The organism is Amycolatopsis sp. NPDC006125 (assembly GCF_040614195.1).
In the GTDB taxonomy this organism is placed as follows: Bacteria; Actinomycetota; Actinomycetes; order Mycobacteriales; family Pseudonocardiaceae; genus Amycolatopsis_E; species Amycolatopsis_E tucumanensis.
Genome location: NZ_JBEXTZ010000137.1, coordinates 1 through 17,456 on the forward strand (window position 1 = coordinate 1; position 17,456 = coordinate 17,456).

17 protein-coding genes and 1 pseudogene are annotated in these 17,456 nt (G+C 70.5%); 10 read left to right on the forward strand and 8 right to left on the reverse strand.

Annotated features, from left to right (window positions below):
• Positions 1-53 precede the first annotated feature (53 nt).
• Positions 54-530, reverse strand: coding sequence for a Cys-tRNA(Pro) deacylase (gene ybaK / locus ABZ193_RS39535; protein ID WP_020420498.1), 477 nt, complete (start codon positions 528-530; stop codon positions 54-56).
• A 242-nt stretch (positions 531-772) separates the two neighbouring features.
• Here ybaK and ABZ193_RS39540 point away from each other — a divergent pair, with 242 nt between their 5' ends.
• The 3 genes from ABZ193_RS39540 to ABZ193_RS39550 all read left to right on the forward strand — a co-directional run bounded on the left by ABZ193_RS39540 (position 773) and on the right by ABZ193_RS39550 (position 3,479).
• The gene (locus ABZ193_RS39540; RefSeq protein ID WP_026153467.1) at positions 773-1,408 is read left to right on the forward strand and encodes a sigma-70 family RNA polymerase sigma factor; all 636 of its coding nucleotides are present in this window, start codon (positions 773-775) and stop codon (positions 1,406-1,408) included.
• Entirely contained in the window at positions 1,405-1,725 is a 321-nt protein-coding gene (rsrA, locus tag ABZ193_RS39545; RefSeq protein ID WP_020420497.1) for a mycothiol system anti-sigma-R factor, read from the forward strand. Before ABZ193_RS39540 ends, rsrA begins: the two co-directional genes overlap by 4 nt.
• 248 nt (positions 1,726-1,973) lie before the next feature.
• Entirely contained in the window at positions 1,974-3,479 is a 1,506-nt protein-coding gene (locus tag ABZ193_RS39550) for a PAS domain-containing sensor histidine kinase (protein WP_237339566.1), read from the forward strand.
• A gap of 921 nt (positions 3,480-4,400) precedes the next feature.
• Here the strand turns inward: ABZ193_RS39550 and ABZ193_RS39555 are convergent.
• Both ABZ193_RS39555 and ABZ193_RS39560 read right to left on the reverse strand, forming a co-directional pair.
• Positions 4,401-4,652, reverse strand: coding sequence for a WhiB family transcriptional regulator (locus tag ABZ193_RS39555; RefSeq protein ID WP_026153466.1), 252 nt, complete (start codon positions 4,650-4,652; stop codon positions 4,401-4,403).
• Positions 4,653-4,916: 264 nt separating this feature from the next.
• The gene (locus ABZ193_RS39560) at positions 4,917-5,828 is read right to left on the reverse strand and encodes a diacylglycerol kinase family protein (protein WP_354713809.1); all 912 of its coding nucleotides are present in this window, start codon (positions 5,826-5,828) and stop codon (positions 4,917-4,919) included.
• Between the two features lie 265 nt (positions 5,829-6,093).
• Here ABZ193_RS39560 and ABZ193_RS39565 point away from each other — a divergent pair, with 265 nt between their 5' ends.
• The gene (locus ABZ193_RS39565; RefSeq protein WP_020420494.1) at positions 6,094-6,564 is read left to right on the forward strand and encodes a hypothetical protein; all 471 of its coding nucleotides are present in this window, start codon (positions 6,094-6,096) and stop codon (positions 6,562-6,564) included.
• On the opposite strand, the gene ABZ193_RS39570 is transcribed toward ABZ193_RS39565, so the two are convergent.
• The 3 genes from ABZ193_RS39570 to ABZ193_RS39580 all read right to left on the reverse strand — a co-directional run bounded on the left by ABZ193_RS39570 (position 6,561) and on the right by ABZ193_RS39580 (position 8,873).
• The gene (locus tag ABZ193_RS39570; RefSeq protein WP_017984698.1) at positions 6,561-7,043 is read right to left on the reverse strand and encodes a GNAT family N-acetyltransferase; all 483 of its coding nucleotides are present in this window, start codon (positions 7,041-7,043) and stop codon (positions 6,561-6,563) included. The genes ABZ193_RS39565 and ABZ193_RS39570 overlap by 4 nt on opposite strands.
• Positions 7,044-7,091: 48 nt before the next feature.
• Complete coding sequence (locus ABZ193_RS39575) at positions 7,092-8,198, reverse strand: cobalamin-independent methionine synthase II family protein (RefSeq protein ID WP_237339564.1); 1,107 nt, start codon at positions 8,196-8,198, stop codon at positions 7,092-7,094.
• A gap of 93 nt (positions 8,199-8,291) precedes the next feature.
• Positions 8,292-8,873 (reverse strand): acid phosphatase, encoded by a 582-nt coding sequence (locus ABZ193_RS39580; RefSeq protein WP_020420492.1) that lies wholly within the window; start codon positions 8,871-8,873, stop codon positions 8,292-8,294.
• Between the two features lie 58 nt (positions 8,874-8,931).
• On the opposite strand from ABZ193_RS39580, the gene ABZ193_RS39585 reads away from it, so the two are divergent.
• The gene (locus ABZ193_RS39585; protein WP_354713812.1) at positions 8,932-9,399 is read left to right on the forward strand and encodes a hotdog fold domain-containing protein; all 468 of its coding nucleotides are present in this window, start codon (positions 8,932-8,934) and stop codon (positions 9,397-9,399) included.
• Here ABZ193_RS39585 and ABZ193_RS39590 read toward each other — a convergent pair.
• The gene (locus ABZ193_RS39590) at positions 9,393-10,037 is read right to left on the reverse strand and encodes a hypothetical protein (protein ID WP_354713814.1); all 645 of its coding nucleotides are present in this window, start codon (positions 10,035-10,037) and stop codon (positions 9,393-9,395) included. The genes ABZ193_RS39585 and ABZ193_RS39590 overlap by 7 nt on opposite strands.
• 126 nt (positions 10,038-10,163) lie before the next feature.
• Here ABZ193_RS39590 and ABZ193_RS39595 point away from each other — a divergent pair, with 126 nt between their 5' ends.
• Positions 10,164-11,762: a GMC oxidoreductase gene (locus tag ABZ193_RS39595; RefSeq protein ID WP_354713816.1), complete on the forward strand. Its 1,599-nt coding sequence runs from the start codon at positions 10,164-10,166 to the stop codon at positions 11,760-11,762.
• A 270-nt stretch (positions 11,763-12,032) separates the two neighbouring features.
• Positions 12,033-12,677 (forward strand): acyltransferase, encoded by a 645-nt coding sequence (locus ABZ193_RS39600; RefSeq protein ID WP_354713818.1) that lies wholly within the window; start codon positions 12,033-12,035, stop codon positions 12,675-12,677.
• Between the two features lie 4 nt (positions 12,678-12,681).
• On the opposite strand, the gene ABZ193_RS39605 is transcribed toward ABZ193_RS39600, so the two are convergent.
• Entirely contained in the window at positions 12,682-13,284 is a 603-nt protein-coding gene (locus ABZ193_RS39605; RefSeq protein WP_354713820.1) for a dTDP-4-dehydrorhamnose 3,5-epimerase family protein, read from the reverse strand.
• A gap of 338 nt (positions 13,285-13,622) precedes the next feature.
• On the opposite strand from ABZ193_RS39605, the gene ABZ193_RS39610 reads away from it, so the two are divergent.
• The 3 genes and pseudogenes from ABZ193_RS39610 to ABZ193_RS39620 all read left to right on the forward strand — a co-directional run.
• Positions 13,623-14,843 carry an NADP-dependent malic enzyme gene (locus ABZ193_RS39610; RefSeq protein ID WP_354713821.1) on the forward strand — a complete coding sequence of 407 codons (1,221 nt, stop codon included), beginning with the start codon at positions 13,623-13,625 and terminating at the stop codon, positions 14,841-14,843.
• A 58-nt stretch (positions 14,844-14,901) separates the two neighbouring features.
• Positions 14,902-15,990 carry an ATP-binding cassette domain-containing protein gene (locus ABZ193_RS39615; protein WP_354713823.1) on the forward strand — a complete coding sequence of 363 codons (1,089 nt, stop codon included), beginning with the start codon at positions 14,902-14,904 and terminating at the stop codon, positions 15,988-15,990.
• Positions 15,991-16,151: 161 nt separating this feature from the next.
• Positions 16,152-17,336 (forward strand): annotated as a pseudogene (locus ABZ193_RS39620) (S8 family peptidase); the annotation flags it as partial.
• Between the last annotated feature and the right edge of the window lie 120 nt (positions 17,337-17,456).

The window sequence follows — 17,456 nt, forward strand, 5'->3', positions numbered from 1 at the left end:
CCGCCTGCCTGGCGCCGCACCGGAGGCGCCGTGGCCGGGTGCCGCCCGCCGGGTCAGGCGCGGATGGGTGCCACCGTCGCCGAGGTCAGGCGCACCAGGTCGGCCGGCGCCAGCTCTACCTCCAGGCCGCGACGGCCGGCCGAGCAGTAGATCGTCTCGAACTTCTCCGCCGTCTCGTCGATCACCACCGGCAGCCGCGAGCGCTGGCCCAGCGGTGAGATGCCGCCGAGGACGTATCCGGTCGCGCGCTGGGCGGCGGCCGCGTCCGCCATCTTCGCCCGCTTGCCGCCGGCCGCCGCGGCCAGCGCCTTCAGGTCCAGCTGCCCGGTGACCGGCACCACGCCGACCGTCAGCTTTCCGTCCACATCGGCCACCAGCGTTTTGAACACGCGGTCCGGTTCGAGCCCGAGCGCCTCGGCCGCTTCCAGGCCGTAGGACTCGTGCTTCGGATCGTGGTCGTAGGCGTGCAGCTTGTGCGCGACTTTCTGCTTCGCGAGCAGGGCGGTCGCCGGCGTTCCCTTCCCGGCCATGGGGTGCACGGTAGCCGGGAGGCGCAAGTCCTTTTCCCGCGGCGGGGAATGTGCCCGGATCGTGCGGTGTTGACACGGACGTGCCGTCAAAGCTTGCTGATCGACGAGCCCGTGTGCAGGCCGTCACCCGGCCGGCCGGTGTACCCGGCCCGGCCAAGCCCGTCCGCGTATCCTCGAAGCTGTCGTATGCGCACCCGGCCACGGGTGTGGACCGCTTCGACGCGGATGGGAAAGGGAACGGTTTGCCGAGCACGCAGAACTCCGCGGTGCCCGAATCCGGCTCCGAGCAGGAGCCGGTCGAAGAGCGCGCCGAGCGCTTCGAGCGCGACGCGATGCCGCTGCTGGACCAGCTGTACTCGGCCGCTCTGCGCATGACGAGGAACCCGGCGGACGCCGAGGACCTCGTGCAGGAGACCTACCTCAAGGCCTACGGCGCGTTCGCCTCCTTCAAGGAGGGCACGAACCTCAAGGCCTGGATGTACCGCATCCTCACCAACACCTACATCAACGGGTACCGGAAGCGTCAGCGTCAGCCGGTGCAGCAGCCCACCGAGGAGATCACCGACTGGCAGATCGCCCAGGCGGAGAGCCACACCTCGAGCGGTCTGCGGTCGGCGGAAGTCGAGGCGATGGACCGGCTGCCCGACAGCGACGTCAAGGACGCGCTGCAGCAGCTGCCGGAGGAGTTCCGGCTCGCCGTGTACCTCGCCGACGTCGAGGGCTTCGCCTACAAGGAAATCGCCGAGATCATGGACACGCCGATCGGGACCGTGATGTCCCGCCTGCACCGTGGCCGCGCCCAGCTGCGCAACCTGCTCGCCGACGTCGCGCGCGAGCGCGGCTTCATCCGCGGCGCCAAGCAGGAGGTAGCGCGATGACCACCGGTCGTGAGCCGCACAAGGACGACGTCCGCTGTTCCGAGGCGCTCGCCGAGATCTTCCTGTTGCTGGATCGCGAGTGCAGCCCGGAGCGGGACGCGCAGCTGCGCAAGCACATCGAGGACTGCCCGCCGTGCCTCGAGGAGTACGGCATCGACGAGCAGCTCAAGCAGCTCCTGCACCGCAAGTGCGGCGGCGACACCGCCCCGGACGAGTTCAAGCAGAAGCTGCGGGCGTCGATCTACCAGACGGTCGAGCGGCGCGGTGACGTGACGATCGAGCGGACCGAGGTCCGGCTCGAGCAGAACGCGGAGTAGTACCCCGGACACGACGAAGGCCCCGCTGCCATGGCACCGGGGCCTTTCTCGTGCCCGAACTCAGCTGTTGGGCTTCTTGCCGTGGTTGGCGCCGTTCTTCCGGCGGTCGCGGCGCTTGCGGGCTCGCTTCGACATGCCTGCTCCTTCCCTGGTCGCGATCTGCCAACCAGTGTCTCAGGCTCGCCCCGGCGGGTGCCGGGAAGGTCCCGCTCTGGTTCACTTGAGCTGCCCCGAGGAGGAGTACCAGCGTGACGACACTTTCCGACCTGCTGGCCGAGAACACCGGCCTGTCCGGCGAGGCGGCGGACCACCTGCAGGCCGTGGTGGCCGAGTGGCAGCTGCTCGCCGACCTGTCCTTCGCCGACTTCCTGCTGTGGGTGCCGGTGTCGCCGGAGCACAACGAGCAGGGCGGCGACTTCGTGTGCGTCGCGCAGGCCCGCCCCACCACGGCGCCCACCGCGCACCCCGAGGACGTGGTCGGGACGCGGTTCACGGTGGAGGACCACCCGCAGCTCGCGCGGGCGATCCGGGAGGTCCGGATCTGCCGCGAGGAGGACCCGCACTGGTACCGCGACCTGCCGATGCGCCGCGAGGCGATCCCCGTGACGTTCGGTTCGAACGTGATCGCGGTGCTGTCCCGCGAGACGAACCTGGCCGCGCCGCGCGTGCCGAGCCCGCTCGAGGTGGCCTACCTCGGTAGTGCGGGCGACCTGTGCCAGATGATCGTGGACGGCACGTTCCCGCACGTGGACAGCCAGACGGACGTGCACACGAGTCCGCGGGTGGGGGACGGGCTGATCCGCCTGGACGCGGCCGGGAACGTGGTGTTCGCGAGCCCCAACGGCCTGTCGGCCTACCACCGGATGGGGCACGAGTCGGACCTGGTGGGGACGCGGCTGGCGCCGTTGACGCGGTCGCTGATCCGGGACCCGTTCGACGCGACGGAGGTCGCCCACCGGATCCTGGACGCCCTGGACGGGAAGCCGGGCAGCCGCACGGAGGCCGAGTCGCGGCGGGGTGCGGTCGTGTTGTTCCGGGCGTTGCCGCTGCGGCCACACGGGCAGCCGGCGGGGGCGCTGGTGCTGTGCCGGGACGTGACCGAGGTGAAGCGGCGGGACCGGGCGTTGCTGTCGAAGGACGCGACGATCCGGGAGATCCACCACCGGGTCAAGAACAACCTGCAGACGGTGGCCGCGTTGCTGCGCTTGCAGTCGCGGCGCACCTCGAACGCCGAGGCGAGGCAGGCGCTGACGGAGTCCGTCCGGCGGGTCGCGTCGATCGCGATGGTGCACGAGGCGCTGTCGGTGTCGGTCGACGAGCGGGTCGACCTGGACAAGCTGCTGGACAACGTGCTGCCGATGGTCGGCGAGGTCGCGACCGCGGAGTCGCGGGTGAGCATCAGCCGGTCCGGGTCGTTCGGGGTGGTGGTCGCGGAGATCGCGACGCCGCTGGTGATGGTGCTGGCGGAGCTGGTGCAGAACGCGGTGGAGCACGCTTTCCCGGACGGGCGGCCGGGCAAGGTGGAGATCGTGGTGAGCCGCTCGGCGCGCTGGCTGGACGTCCTGATCCGCGACAACGGCCGGGGGTTGCCGTCCGGGTTCTCTCTGGAGCGGGCTGACGGGCTCGGGCTGCAGATCGTGCGCACCCTGGTGGAGTCGGAGCTGCGGGGTTCGCTGTCATTGCGGAAGCTCCGCGACGGCGCTGCGCGCGGCACGGAGGCCGCGTTGAGGCTGCCTCTGGGGCGGCGGCCGTAGTTCTTGGGGCCTGCTTCGGTGGGCGGGTTGTATGGGCGTGGGTGGGCCGGCGCGAGGTGACCACTGGCACCTGTTTGAGGTGGCCAGTCGTGGCTGCTTGAGGTGGCCGGTCGTGCCCGCGTGAGGTGACCAGTCGCCCTGGGTGTGCGAGGTGGCCGGTGGTTTTGCGCGTGAGTGGGCCAGTCGCGCCCGGGTGAGGTGACTGCTGGTGACTGCGTGAGGTGAGCGGTCCTGCGTGCGTGAGTGGGCCAATCGCGCCCGGGTGAGGTGACCGCTGGTGACTGCGTGAGGTGAGCGGTCCTGCATGCGTGAGTGGGCCAATCGTCCCTGTGCGGGATGGCCACCGGTGCGTGCGTGAGATGGCCGGTCGTGCGCCCGCACGAGTGGGTCAGTCGCGCCGCGCGAGGTGGCCAACCGTGCCCGCGCGGGTGGGCCAGCGGTGCTTGGAAGGTGCGAGAGGGTCAACAGTGCCGAGGCGAGAGGGCCAATGGTGTCTAGGTGAGAGGGCCGACGGTGCCGTTGCGAGTGGGCGTCTCGCGCGGGTGGGAGGCGCCCAGGTAGGGCAGCGGCCGGTGCAGGTGATGAAACGGAGCAGTTGCAGGCAGGAGCGGCAGCTGGAGTTAGGTGGAGCAGCGGCCGGCGCCGGACGGAACCAGGAGCCGGGGCTGAGGCCGAAGCGGAACGTCACCGGGCGGTCCTGGGGCAGTGAGGCACGGGGTGCCGTGGAGGCACCGTGTGGCAGCCGCGCAGCCGAGAGCAGCCGAAACCAAAAAACCCTGCTCAGGACGTTCAAAGGCCCGGCACCCGCGGGAGGTGGGGGCCGGGCCTTCGAACGTTAAGTGGGGGCGTGTGAGCCCCTGCGTCAGGTCCCGCGTACTCTCGTAAGAGACGCGTTAAGCGACGCCGCAGCGCGTGGAGAGGTCAGGCGGTGCGCATGCCGATGTGAGCACGACGGCGCTTCAGGGCACGGCGCTCGTCTTCGCTCATCCCGCCCCAGACACCGGAGTCCTGGCCGCTGGCCAGGGCCCAGGCCAGGCACTCGGACGCTGCCGGGCAGCGGTGGCATACGGCTTTCGCCTCGGCGATCTGCAGCAGCGCGGGACCGCTGTTCCCGACAGGGAAGAACAGCTCCGGGTCCTCGTCGCGGCAGGCAGCGTCGTGGCGCCAGTCCATTTCTGTGAGCTCCTTCTCGGGGCGCAGAGCGTGCTGCGCCACAGGTCGTCATGGCGGATCGTTTCTTGGGGTGCTTGTGAATGCTTTCACGAAGCACCGCTTTCGACAAGTGTTTTCGCAACATCGGTGAGTCAGCTCACCTGGTCAGGCGACCCCGCTGACCTGCGGTTTCTCTCCGAAACGGCCTTCGCGGGGGAAGGACGATGCGGTGAGTGGACCGTGTGCGTCGACGAACGGCAAGTTGCAGATCGCCGGACCGATCACTCACGCCAGCACGGTCAGCACGTCGGGCACGCTCGTGAAGTCCACCTGCGTCCGACGGCCGATCAGGTCGCCGTCGACCTGGAAGTTTACCGGCTCCTCGGCCGTCACGCTGAGTTTCGCCAGGTCGTCGTACTTCACGAGCGCTTTGCCGCGGTGCTCGGCCTCCGTCCGCAGCGCCTGGCGGACGTGCCGGAACACCAGCGGCAGCGACAGCTTGCGCAGCGCGAACAGCCCGAGACCCCGCTCGAAGGAGCTGCCGGTGTTGAGGTGGACGGGCCGCTCACCGAGGTAGCTCCAGGGATCCGTGTTCGACACGAACGCCATCCGCACCTCGGCCGGCTCCTCGCCCGGCACGTGCACGGTCAGCGGCAACCGGGGCGAGCGCGGGCGGAAGTAACACGTCACCGCCGCCCGCATGTACAGCAGCGCGTTCGTCTGCTTCCCGCGCCGGTCGGCGACCGTGGCGACCACGTCGGCGTCCCAGCCGAGGCCCGCGTTGAAGGTGAACCACCGCCCGTCCGCCAGGCCCAGCCCGACGCGGCGGCTCCGGCTCGACTCGATGGCCGACAGCAGCTGGTGCGTCGCCTCCACCGGGTCCCGGGAAATGCCGAGGGCGCGCGCGAACACGTTCGCCGACCCGCCGGGCACGACGCCGAGCGCGGGCAGCTGCGTGGCAGGCCCGTCGGCGAGCAGGCCGTTGACGACCTCGTTCACCGTGCCGTCACCGCCGTGGGCGACCACCAGGTCGATGCCGTCCCGTGCGGCGTCCCTGGCCACCGCCAGCGCGTGGCCGCGGTAGTCGGTCTCCACGACCTCCAGCTTCACCTGGCTGGCCAACGCGTGCGCGAGCACGTCCCGCCCGCCGGCCGTCGTGGACGTGGCCTGCGGGTTGACCACCAGAATCGCGCGCATATCCGCAGGGTAGGCCAATCGGGCGCATCCCAAGCGTCAGCGCGAACCTCATCACTGCGAAAAGACTGCCGGTTGACCTCCCGTCGTTCGGCACGGTCCGTTCGTCGTGACAAGTGCACCCCGGGCGTCCGCCGGCTCATCGACGACACCCAGATCTTGACGCGGATGGCCGCGGTTCGAAAACGGCCGACCGGGTGGCTTAGTATCGATGGCGTTCACACACGGTCACCCGTGCCGCTCAGCCGCTGGTGGAAGGCCCTTCGCGATGGCGCTCGCCGACAAGATTTCACCCGCTCCGCGCGAGGTCAGGGTGGCCGGCGCGCTGACCGTCCTGCCGGGGATCGGCCTGCTGGTGTTCGGCGCCCTGCTGTTCGCCTCGCCCGGTGACTCCATGCCGCTGACCAGCGTGCTCGCCGAGGGCGCCTTCTACGTGCTGTTCGGGCTCGCCGTCGTCGGCTGCGCGATCGGACTGCTGTTCGGCCACACCTGGGCCCGCTCGCCGGGGCTGGTGATGGCGCTCATCACCGCCGGCGTCGGTTGGTACATGGCCGGGCCGTCCGGGCGGCCCGGGTTCGGGGTGCCGATCATCGTCCTCGGGGTGGCGATCATCGTGCTGCTGTTCCGCCAGCCCGCGCGGGCGTGGGCGCTCGGGCAGCACGAGGACGAGACCGAGGAGGAGGCCGCCGAGCGCGGCGGGATGGCCGGCCGCCGCCGGGAGCGCGGCGAGGAGGACTAGGCGAGCTTCGCGAGCTTGTCCAGGGCGGTGTCGGTGAGGCGGTAGACGGTCCACTCGTCCATGGGCGTCGCGCCGAGGGACTTGTAGAAGCCGGTCGCCGGGTTCCAGTCCAGCACCGACCACTCCAGCCGCGCGAAGCCGCGGTCGACGCACTCCTTCGCGAGTGTCGCCAGCAGCGCCTTGCCCAGCCCGGACCCGCGCAGTTCGGACTTGACGAACAGGTCCTCCAGGTAGATGCCGTGCACGCCGCGCCAGGTGGAGAAGTTCAGGAACCACAGCGCGAACCCGACGATCTCGCCGTCCTGCTCGGCGACGTGCCCGAACACCGCGGGGCTGTCGCCGAACAGCGCCACCCGCAGGCGGTCGGCCGTCAGGTGGCAGTCCTGCGGCGCCTTCTCGTAGGCTGCCAGTTCGTGCACCAGCTGCGCGACTTCGTCCACATCGGACTCGCGGATACGGCGGATGCGGCTGTCGGGCATGGGGACTCCCAGGATTCGGCGGGTGAGCTGCACCCGATCCTGCCAGACTCAGACCCCGCCCCAGACCCGCTGCGCCACCGAAACCGTCAGGTCCAGCTTCCGGCGCTGATCATCCCAAGTCAGCGGGTTTCCCTGCACCTCCGATGCGAACCCGCACTGCGGGCTGACCGCCAGATCCGCCAGCGGGACGATCCGCGCGGCCTCGTCCACCCGCCGCGCGAGCTCATCGGGGTCCTCCAGCTCGCCGGTCTTCGTCGTGACCAGGCCCAGCACGACCCGCACCCCGTCCGGCACATGCTGCAGCGGCTCGAAGGTGCCCGCACGCTCGGTGTCGTACTCCAGCAGCCAGTGGTCCACCGGGATGCCGCCGAACACGTCCGCCGCGATGTCGTCGTAAAAGCCCTCGTTGAACCACTGGCCGCGGTAGTTGCCGCGGCAGATGTGCATTCCCACCGCGACGCCGCGTTCCCGCAGCAGCCGGACGACGGCCGCGTCGGCTTCGATGCAGCGGCGCAGCAGGTCCCGCGCGTCGATGCCCTCCGACTCGAAGAGCGCGAGGATGCGCGGGTTGGCGAAGGCGATGAAGCACGGCGCGTCAATCTGGACGTGCCGGACGCCGTCCTCGGCGAGCGCCGCGGCCTCCTGCAGCAGGACGGCCCCCAGGTCGTCGACGATGTCGGCGCGGCTGGGGTAGTGCGGGCCGCTGACCCGCGGGTCCCAGTTGGCGACCACGAAGTTCGTGACCTCCGGGATCGCGATCTTGAAGGGGCCGGGCGCGTGCGCGGCGAGGAAGGCGGCCTCGCGGTCGGTGAACCGTTCGCGGTAGGCGAGCTTGCCCCCGATGAGCCGGAGGATGCTGCTGTCCTCCTCGGCGTGGTCGCCGGACTGCCATTCCAGCGATGGCGCCTGCGCGGCGAAACCGTCGACGTGCTCGGTGAGCCTGCTCATGAAATCCGTGCGCAGGTACTCGCCGTCGGTGTAGACGCCGATGCCGCTGTCCTGCTGCACCGACAGCGCCACCAGGATCGACTCCTGCTCGACACGCCGCAGCCCGGCGTCGTCGAGCCGGCCCGCGGCGTGGTCGGCCCGTGCCTTCAGCAGACGCGGGGGACGGAGGAGGCTGCCGACGTGGGTCGCCCGGGCGAAGGAGTTCACGGCTCGACGCTAAGCGAGGCGGATGACGCCGGGCTGTCCTCGTTGACCTCGATTCAAGCGAGCTGACCGCGGTGCGGTACGGGATCGCTACGGTCAGGACGGCGGGATGTTGAGGTGCTCGATCTTCGGCTCGCCGCGCTCGTCGCCGAGGACCGTCACCCCGGCCGGGTCCAGTCCGAAGTGGACGCCCGCGGTGGCGGGCAGCCCGATCCAGCGGGCGATCAGCACCCGGCTGAAGTGGCCGTGGCCGACGAGGATCACCTCGGTGTCGGCCAGCGCCGCGCGCACCCGCTCCAGCAGGGCGTCCGCGCGGGCGGTCACCTGCTCGACGGTCTCGCCGCCGGGCATCTCGTGTGTCCAGACGGTCCAGCCGGGCACGGTCTTGCGGATCTCCGGCGTGGTGACGCCCTCGTAGTCGCCGTAGTCCCATTCCGCGAGGTCTTCGGTCTGCTCGTCGATCCGCAGCCCGGCCAGCTCGGCCGTGCGCACCGCGCGCTGCCGCGGGCTGGTCAGCACCAGCGCGGGGCCCTTGCGGAGCGTCTGCAGGGTCAGGCCGGCGGCGCGCGCCTGGTTCTCCCCGGCGGGAGTCAGCGGGATGTCGGTGCGGCCGGTGTGCTTGCCGTTCACCGACCACTCGGTCTGACCGTGGCGGAAGAGGAAGAGCTCGTGGTCCACGTTTGCGAATATAGCCACCGATCTGCTTTGCTACCGGTCGGTAACATAGGAGGCGCCGGTGGTTTCGACCTACTCGTTGTGGCAGCGGCTGAGCGCGCTGCCCGGCGGCAAACGACTGTTCTCGACCGCGATTTGCCTGCGTGTGCCCTATTTCGGCTCGGTGCTGCCGACCGTGGAGGAGCTGCGTCCCGGCTACTGCGCGGTGCGCGCGCCGAAGTGGTGGGGTGTTCACAACCACATCGGCACATTTCACGCGATCGCGGCGTGCAACCTCGCGGAGATCGCGATGGGGATGCTCGCCGAGTCGACCCTGCCCGCCACGCACCGGTGGCTGCCCAAGGGCATGACGGTGCGGTACGTGGCGAAGGCGGAGACGAGCCTGCGGGCGGTCGCCGAGCTGCCGGAGATCCCGGAGTTCGGCGGCGAGGGCGTGGAACTGCCGGTGCCCGTCGTGATTTCCGACCGGGCGGGCAAGCCCGTCGTCACCGCCACCATCACGATCTGGGTGACGCCGAAGCGTCAGTAGTCGCGCAGGCGGACCGTCGTGGTCTGGGCGTAGGAGTTCGTCCCGGACGCGGCGGGCAGGCCGAGGCGGCGGTCGACCACCCGGCCCAGCGGGCCGCAGTTCTCCGTGGCGGGCACGGCCAGTTCGTGGTCGTAGGTGGCGAACTTCAACGTCAGCGGGTCGGTCGAGACGACCTCGGTCGGCCCGTCGGCCTGCAGGACGGAGTGGATGACGCCGGTCGCGCAGTCGCGCGGCAGGTAGGGCGCGTCGAACTCGGCGACGAGGTCGATCTCGCCCTTGCGCTCGTCGTTGGACTGGAAGTCGGAGTGGCCGCCGTACCCGAACCGCACGGTGGCGCGGGGGAGCCCGGGCACCGCGACCGGTTCGGATCTCAGCGCGCCGAACACCTGCGCGTACTCGCCGTTCAGCTGCCCCTCGGCGAAGGTCAGGCGCATCGGTCCGAGCGGGAGGTCCCGGACGTCGCCGAAGGACATGGTGGCGGTCGAGTCGAGCACCTCGCAGCGCCACTGGCCCGGGTCCGCGCCGGCGGGCAGGGCGGGGCAGTCGGCGAACGTGTCCTCCGCGGCGCGGGCGGGGAGAGCGCTGGTGACCGTCAGGGCGAGTGCGGCGACGGCGGCCGCTGCGAGTGCGATCTTCATGATCCAAATCCTGTCCGACCTGCGCAAACGGCACCATCGGGGAAAGCCCGGAGCCGACCCTGGCATCGCGCCACTAGGGATTAACACCGTTTACAAAGCAAGGTCGATCCGAATATGGTTCGCGTTATGTCCCTCTCTCGACGCCGGTTCCTCGGCCTGACCGCGCTCAGCTCCGCCGCCACGCTCGGGCTGACCACGATCTCGACCCGGACCTCCGCCTCGGCGGCCACCGACTACTCGCCGGCAGTCGTCGTCGGCACCGGCTACGGCGCCGCCGTCACGGCGCTGCGCCTCGGGGCGGCCGGCGTCCCGACGCTGATGCTCGAAATGGGCCAGTTGTGGAACACGCCGGGCGAGGACGGCAAGATCTTCTCGGACATGCTCAGCCCGGACCGCCGGTCGTCGTGGTTCAAGAACCGCACGGAGGCGCCGCTGGCCTCGTTCCTTTGGCTCGACCTGGCCAACCGGAACATCGACCCGTACGCGGGCGTGCTGGACCGCGTGCACTTCGGCGACATGTCGGTCTACGTCGGCCGCGGTGTCGGCGGCGGCTCGCTGGTCAACGGCGCGATGGCGGTGACCCCGAAGCGCTGGTACTTCGAGGAAATCCTGCCCGAGGTCGACGCCGACGAGATGTACGGCACGTACTACCCGCTCGCGAACTCCATGCTGGGCGTCAACAACATCGACCCGGACTGGTTCGAGACCTGCGACAGCTACCAGTTCGCGCGCGTCTCGCGGAAGCACGCGCAGAAGACCGGGCTCAAGACCACGTTCGTGCCTAGCGTCTACGACTTCGACTACATGCGCCGGGAAGAGGCCGGCGAGGTGCCGAGGTCCGCGCTGGCGTCGGAGGTCATCTACGGCAACAACCACGGCAAGCGCTCGCTGGACAAGAGCTACCTGGCGGCCGCGCTGGGCACCGGCAACGTCACCATCCAGACGCTCACCGAGGTCCGCGACATCGCCCAGCAGCAGGACGGCACGTACACGCTGACAGTGCGGCAGATCGACGCCGAGGGCAACGTGCTCGGCGTGCGCCAGCTGGGGACGAAGTACCTGTTCCTCGGCGCCGGCAGCCTCGGCTCGACCGAGCTGCTGGTGCGGGCGCGCGACACCGGCAAGCTGCCGGACCTCGGCGAGGACGTCGGCCAGGGCTGGGGCACCAACGGCAACGTCATGCTGGGCCGGGCCAACCACGTGTGGGACCCGGTCGGCCCGGTCGAGTCGGGCATGCCCGCGCTCGGCATCGACGCGTGGGAGGACCCGGTCAACCCGGTGTTCGCCGAGATCGCGCCGGTGCCCGCCGGGCTGGAGACGTGGGCGAGCCTGTACCTGGCGATCACGAAGAACCCCGAGCGCGGGTGGTTCTCCTACGACCCGGGCGCCGACAAGGCGGTCCTGCAGTGGGACGTCGCGCAGGGCCAGCCGTCGATCGACGCGGCGAAGAGCCTGTTCGACCGCATCAACTCGGCGAACGGGACGATCTACCGCTACGACCTGTTCGGCGACACCCGGGCGTTCGAGAACCGGTTCACGTACCACCCGCTGGGCGGCTTGGTGCTGGGCAAGGCGACCGACCTGTACGGGCGCGTGAAGGGCTACCGCAACCTCTACGTCACCGACGGCTCGCTCATCCCGGGCAGCACGGGCGTGAACCCGTTCGTCACGATCACCGCGCTGGCCGAGCGCAACATCGCCCGCGTGCTGGCGGAGGACTTCTAGTCGTACTGCCCGGGGAGGTTGTGACCGTGAGGCCGCGTAGGTCCTCGTGTCTCACGGTCACGCGCCGCTGAGCCCGACCGGCAGACTGCGTGTGGCCCGGCGTGTCGCGGAGGAAGGGTCGCGCTGAGTGTGAGGCCGCTCCTCACGGCCGCGCACCTGCCCCAGCGAACCCCGACGCGGGGTGGGGCCGGCCCGCATCGCTGCCCTCGGGCGAACGAGACGTCCGGAATCCGCCAGCGCGCTCGCGGCCGGTCGGCCGAGAATCCGGTCGTGATCGTGCGAGCGCGGGGAATCCGCATCCGGCACCGCGGGTGTGAACCGCAGGTCCACCCCACCGCCTACATCGCCCCGACGGCCACACTCGCCGGCGATGTCCGCGTGGGGCCGAGGGCTCGGGTCATGTACGGCGCGGTGCTCGATGCCGAGGGGTCTCGGATCGAGGTCGGGGAGGCGGCGGTGATCTGCGAGAACGCGGTGTTGCGCGGGTCCGCGGTCGCCGGCGACCAGCCGGTGCTTCTCGACGACCACGTCTTCGTGGGACCCCATGCCACGCTGCTGGGCTGCGAGATCGGCCGGTGCGTCTACGTGGCGACCGCGGCGACGGTCCTGCAGCGCGCACGGTTGGGGGCCGGCTCGGTCGTCGCTGTCGGCGCGCTCGTCCACGCGCGCACCGTTCTGCCGGACGAGTACTTCGTGCCGCCGCACACCGTGGCGCTCGACGCGCCGGCGCGGCTGCTGGCCCCTGGGGATCCGGGCCTGGCCGAGGCCGTCCGGCGGGTGGGCTTCGCGCAGGCGGCGTTCGGCGTCGACGCGGAGTGGACCGACCGGATCAGCCGGTACGAGCGCATCGCGGAGGTGCGCGTCGCCGAGTTCGGCGCGCACGCGGACGATGAGAGTGTGAACGTCGCCGGTTGAGGCTCTAGCCCGCGCGGAGTTTTTCGTAGTGGGCGACGCAGTCGGCGTAGACCGGCAGCAGCCCGGCGGCGGCGGCCTCAGCGAGAGCCGGGGCCGCTTCGTCCTTTTCGGACAGGATCGGCGCGAGGTCCGACGGCCAGGGGAGTTTCAGCTCGGGGTCGAGCGGGGTGATCCCGTGTTCGCCCGACGGGTTGTACCCGGTCGAACAGAGGTAGGCCATCACGGTGTCGTCCTCCAGCGCGACGAACGCGTGCCCGAGACCTTCCGCGATGTAGACCGCGCGGTAGTCCACCGAATCGAGCCGCACGGCGTCCCAGGTGCCGAACGTGGGTGAGCCGACCCGCAGGTCCACCACGACGTCGAGCAGCGCGCCACGCGGGCAGTAGACGTACTTCGCCTGGCCGGGCGGCGTGTCGGCGAAATGCACTCCCCGGATCGTCCCCCGCCGGGACACGCTGTGGTTCGTCTGCGCCACGTGCAGCGGGTGCCCGATCGCCTCGACGAGCGCCGCCTCCTGGAACGGTGCGACGAAAAGGCCGCGGTGGTCCGGGAACGAACGCGGCGTGAACTCGTAGGCGTCGGGGACGGCGAGCTGGCGGACCTCCATACCGCAACCCTAGCGGGGCACTCCCAAGCCGGACGGACGTCTTGCTAGAACCCCGTTGACCTCCCCTTTTTGTGACATCAACCGCACCTCGGCATCACAACCGGTGCGGAGCCTGCAACACTGGGGGGACCGCCGCGTCCGCGGCCGTCGCCTCACCAAGGGCTCCGCACGGCCGAGACGGACGCCGAGCCGGCTGCCGGCGCCACCGCGCCCGGGCTACCGAGCTGCGAGATCAACCACGCCACTGGGGGATGGGGCAGTGTCCCCGCACACGGTCCCGGGAGGGATTCATTTCCATGACCTACGCTCAGACCTCTGATACGAGGGCAGGGACATCGATGAACGACGAGGTCAGCAAGAGCACGGCGGCCGAGGCAGTGCCGCCGACGGGTACCGACTACTCGCCGGTGACCGACGACGAGATCTTCCGCGGTCACGAGGGCGGCAAGCTCTCGGTGGCGGCCACGCGCCCGATCTCGCAGCCACGCGACCTCTCCATCGCCTACACGCCGGGGGTGGCCAAGGCGAGCCGCGCCATCGCCGAGAACGCCGAGCTGGCCCAGCGCTACACGTGGGCGCACCGGCTCGTGGTCGTCGTCAGCGACGGCACCGCGGTGCTGGGGCTGGGCGACATCGGCGCGAGCGCGTCGCTGCCCGTCATGGAGGGCAAGTCGGTGCTCTTCAAGACCTTCGGCGGCCTGGACTCGATCCCGCTGGTGCTGGACACCAAGGACGTCGACGAGATCGTCGAGACGCTGGTGCGGCTGCGCCCGTCCTACGGCGCCGTCAACCTGGAGGACATCTCCGCCCCGCGCTGCTTCGAGCTGGAGGACAAGCTCAAGGAGGCGCTGGACTGCCCGGTCATGCACGACGACCAGCACGGCACGGCGATCGTGACGCTGGCCGCGCTGCGTGGCGCGAACCTGGTGCTCGACCGGGACATCAAGCAGCAGCGGGTGGTCGTCTCCGGCGCCGGCGCCGCGGGTGTCGCGTGCGCGAAGATCCTGCAGGAGGCCGATGTCGCCGACGTCACGGTGCTGGACTCGCGCGGCATCATCCACTCCGGCCGGGACGGGCTGAACCCGGTCAAGGAGAAGCTGGCCCAGACCACCAACAAGGCCGGTCTGCGCGGCGGCCTGGCCGAGGCGCTGCGCGGCGCGGACGTGTACCTGGGGCTGTCCGGGTCCACGATCGAGCCGGAGCTGCTGGCCGGCATGGCCGATGACCCGATCGTGTTCGCGTTGTCCAACCCGGACCCGGAGGTCCACCCGCACGAGGCCGCCAAGTACGCGGCGATCGTGGCGACCGGGCGCAGCGACTTCCCGAACCAGATCAACAACGTGCTCGCCTTCCCCGGCGTGTTCCGGGGCGCGCTGGACGCCGGCGCGCGGGCGATCACCGAGAACATGAAGCTGGCGGCCGCCGAGGCGATCGTCGCCGTCGCGCAGGACGACCTGGGGCCGGACCGCATCGTGCCGAGCCCGCTCGACCCGCGCGTCGCCCCCGAGGTCGCCGCGGCCGTGGCGAAGGCGGCGATCGAGGACGGCGTCACCGGCTAAGCTGGACCTTCCCGGAGGCGCTGGGCGCGTCTCCGGGAAGGCTTTTCGCTGGGAGGGCGTGTTGATCGAGTTCGACGGCGTGACCAAGCGCTACCCGGACGGCACGCTCGCCGTCGACGACCTGAGCCTGACGGTCGAGGACGGCACCATCACGGTGTTCGTCGGGCCGTCTGGCTGCGGGAAGACGACGTCGCTGCGGATGATCAACCGCATGGTCGAGCCGACCTCGGGACGGGTGCTGCTCGACGGGAAGGACATCCGCGAGCAGGATCCGCCGGTGCTGCGGCGCGGCATCGGGTACGTGATCCAGAACGCCGGGTTGTTCCCGCACCGGACGGTGCTGGACAACGTCGCGACCGTGCCCGTGTTGTCCGGGTGGGGCAAGCGGAAGGCGCGCGACCGCGCGGCCGAGCTGCTGGAGATCGTCGGTCTGCCCGCGGAACTGGGGAAGCGTTATCCGGCGCAGCTTTCCGGCGGTCAGCGCCAGCGGGTGGGGGTCGCCAGGGCGCTGGCCGCGGACGCGCCGGTGCTGCTGATGGACGAGCCGTTCTCGGCCGTCGACCCGATCGTGCGCGAGGGCCTGCAGGACGAGTTGCTGCGGTTGCAGTCGCAGCTGGGCAAGACGATCGTGTTCGTCACACACGACATCGACGAGGCCGTGCGGCTGGGCGACAAGGTGGCCGTGATGCGCGTCGGCGGGCGGCTCGCGCAGTACGGCACGCCGGCCGACGTGCTGCGGCACCCGGTGGACGACTTCGTGGCGTCCTTCGTGGGCCGCGACCGCGGCTACCGTGGACTGTCTTTTGTGGACGCTACGGGCGTGGAAGTTCGTTCGGTGGCCACGGTTTCCTTGGGTGACAACGTCTCCGGTCCGACGGAGGAGTGGCTGCTCGCGGTGAACGACTCCGGGCAGCCGCGGGGCTGGCTGGCTCCGGGGTCCAGTGTGGACGGCGGGCTGGCCGAGTCGGACCTGGTCGCCGGCGGTTCGCTCTACCGGCGCGGCACGTCGGTGCGGGGCGCGCTGGACGCGGCGTTGTCGTCGCCGACGGGCCTGGGGGTCGTGGTGGACGAGACGGGCAAGGCCGTGGGCGCGGTGACGGCCCGGCAGGTGCTGGACGTGATCGAGGGCGTCACGACAGCCGACTGATCCACACCGGGCGGCTGGTCCGCCCTACTTTCGCCGGGAGCCACCCGGGTGCCAGTCCTTCCGCGGGGCGGTGACGCGGTCCTACCGTGAAAAAGTCTCACCCCTTGCGGTGCGGTGGGCGATTCCCCAGCTCATCGCGCCGGCCCTGCCAAGGAGGACTCATGTCCAAGTCCCTGCTCAGCAAGGCCAGATCAGCCGGTGTGGCGCTCGCGGCCGCTGCGGTCGCGACCGTCGGGTTCACCGCCCCGGCTTCCGCCCAGGAGGGGTCGATCGTCGGCGCGGATGCGCCCGGCGCGATCTCCGGCAGCTACATCGTGGTGTTCAAGGACTCGGCGTCACCGGTGTCTTCACTGGTCAGCGAGGTGACCGGCAAGCTCGGCGGCAACGTGCGGCAAACGTTCTCGCGTGCGCTGCACGGCTACTCGGCGACGATGAGCGAGTCGCAGGCGAAGCGGGTCGCGGCCGATCCGTCGGTGGCGTTCGTCGAGCAGAACCGGCGCGTCTCGATCACCGCCACGCAGTCGAATCCGCCGTCGTGGGGCCTGGACCGCGTCGACCAGCGCAACCTGCCGCTGAACCAGGCGTACAACTACTCGACCACCGCGTCGAACGTGCACGCCTACATCATCGACACCGGCATCAACTTGACGCACAGCGACTTCGGCGGCCGCGCGACGTCCGGCTACGACTTCGTCGACGGTGACTCGAACGCCAGCGACTGCAACGGCCACGGCACGCACGTCGCCGGAACTGTCGGTGGTTCCGCGTACGGTGTGGCCAAGGGGGTGCGGTTGACCGCCGTGCGGGTGCTCGACTGCGAGGGTTCGGGCACCTACGACCAGGTGATCGCCGGCATCGAGTGGGTCACCCAGAACGCGGTGAAGCCGGCGGTGGCGAACATGAGCCTCGGCGGCGGCGTGTCGACGGCGGTGGACAACGCGGTGAAGGCGTCGATCGCGGCGGGCGTGACGTACGCGGTCGCGGCGGGCAACAGCAACACGAACGCCTGCAGCTCGTCGCCGTCCCGCGTCCCGGCGGCGATCACCGTGGGAGCCACGACGAGCACGGACGCACGGGCGAGCTACTCGAACTACGGGAGCTGCCTGGACATCTTCGCGCCCGGCAGCAGCATCAAGTCGGACTGGATCGGCAGCACGAGCGCCACGAACACCATCAGCGGCACCTCGATGGCGACGCCCCACGTGGCTGGAGCCGCAGCGCTCTACCTGGCCACCCACACCTCGGCGACGCCCCAGCAGGTACGAGACGCACTGGTGGCAGCGGCCACCACGGGCAAGGTGACCAGCGCAGGCACCAACAGCCCCAACACCCTGCTCTACACGGGCGCATAGCGCCAATCTTTTAACAAACCCCGAGCTGGGTGGTCATCCCGTCGCCTGACACGCAACGATCACCTTGAGCCAGGGCCGCAACCCAGGCCGCCAACCGGCGGCCGAACATGCCAA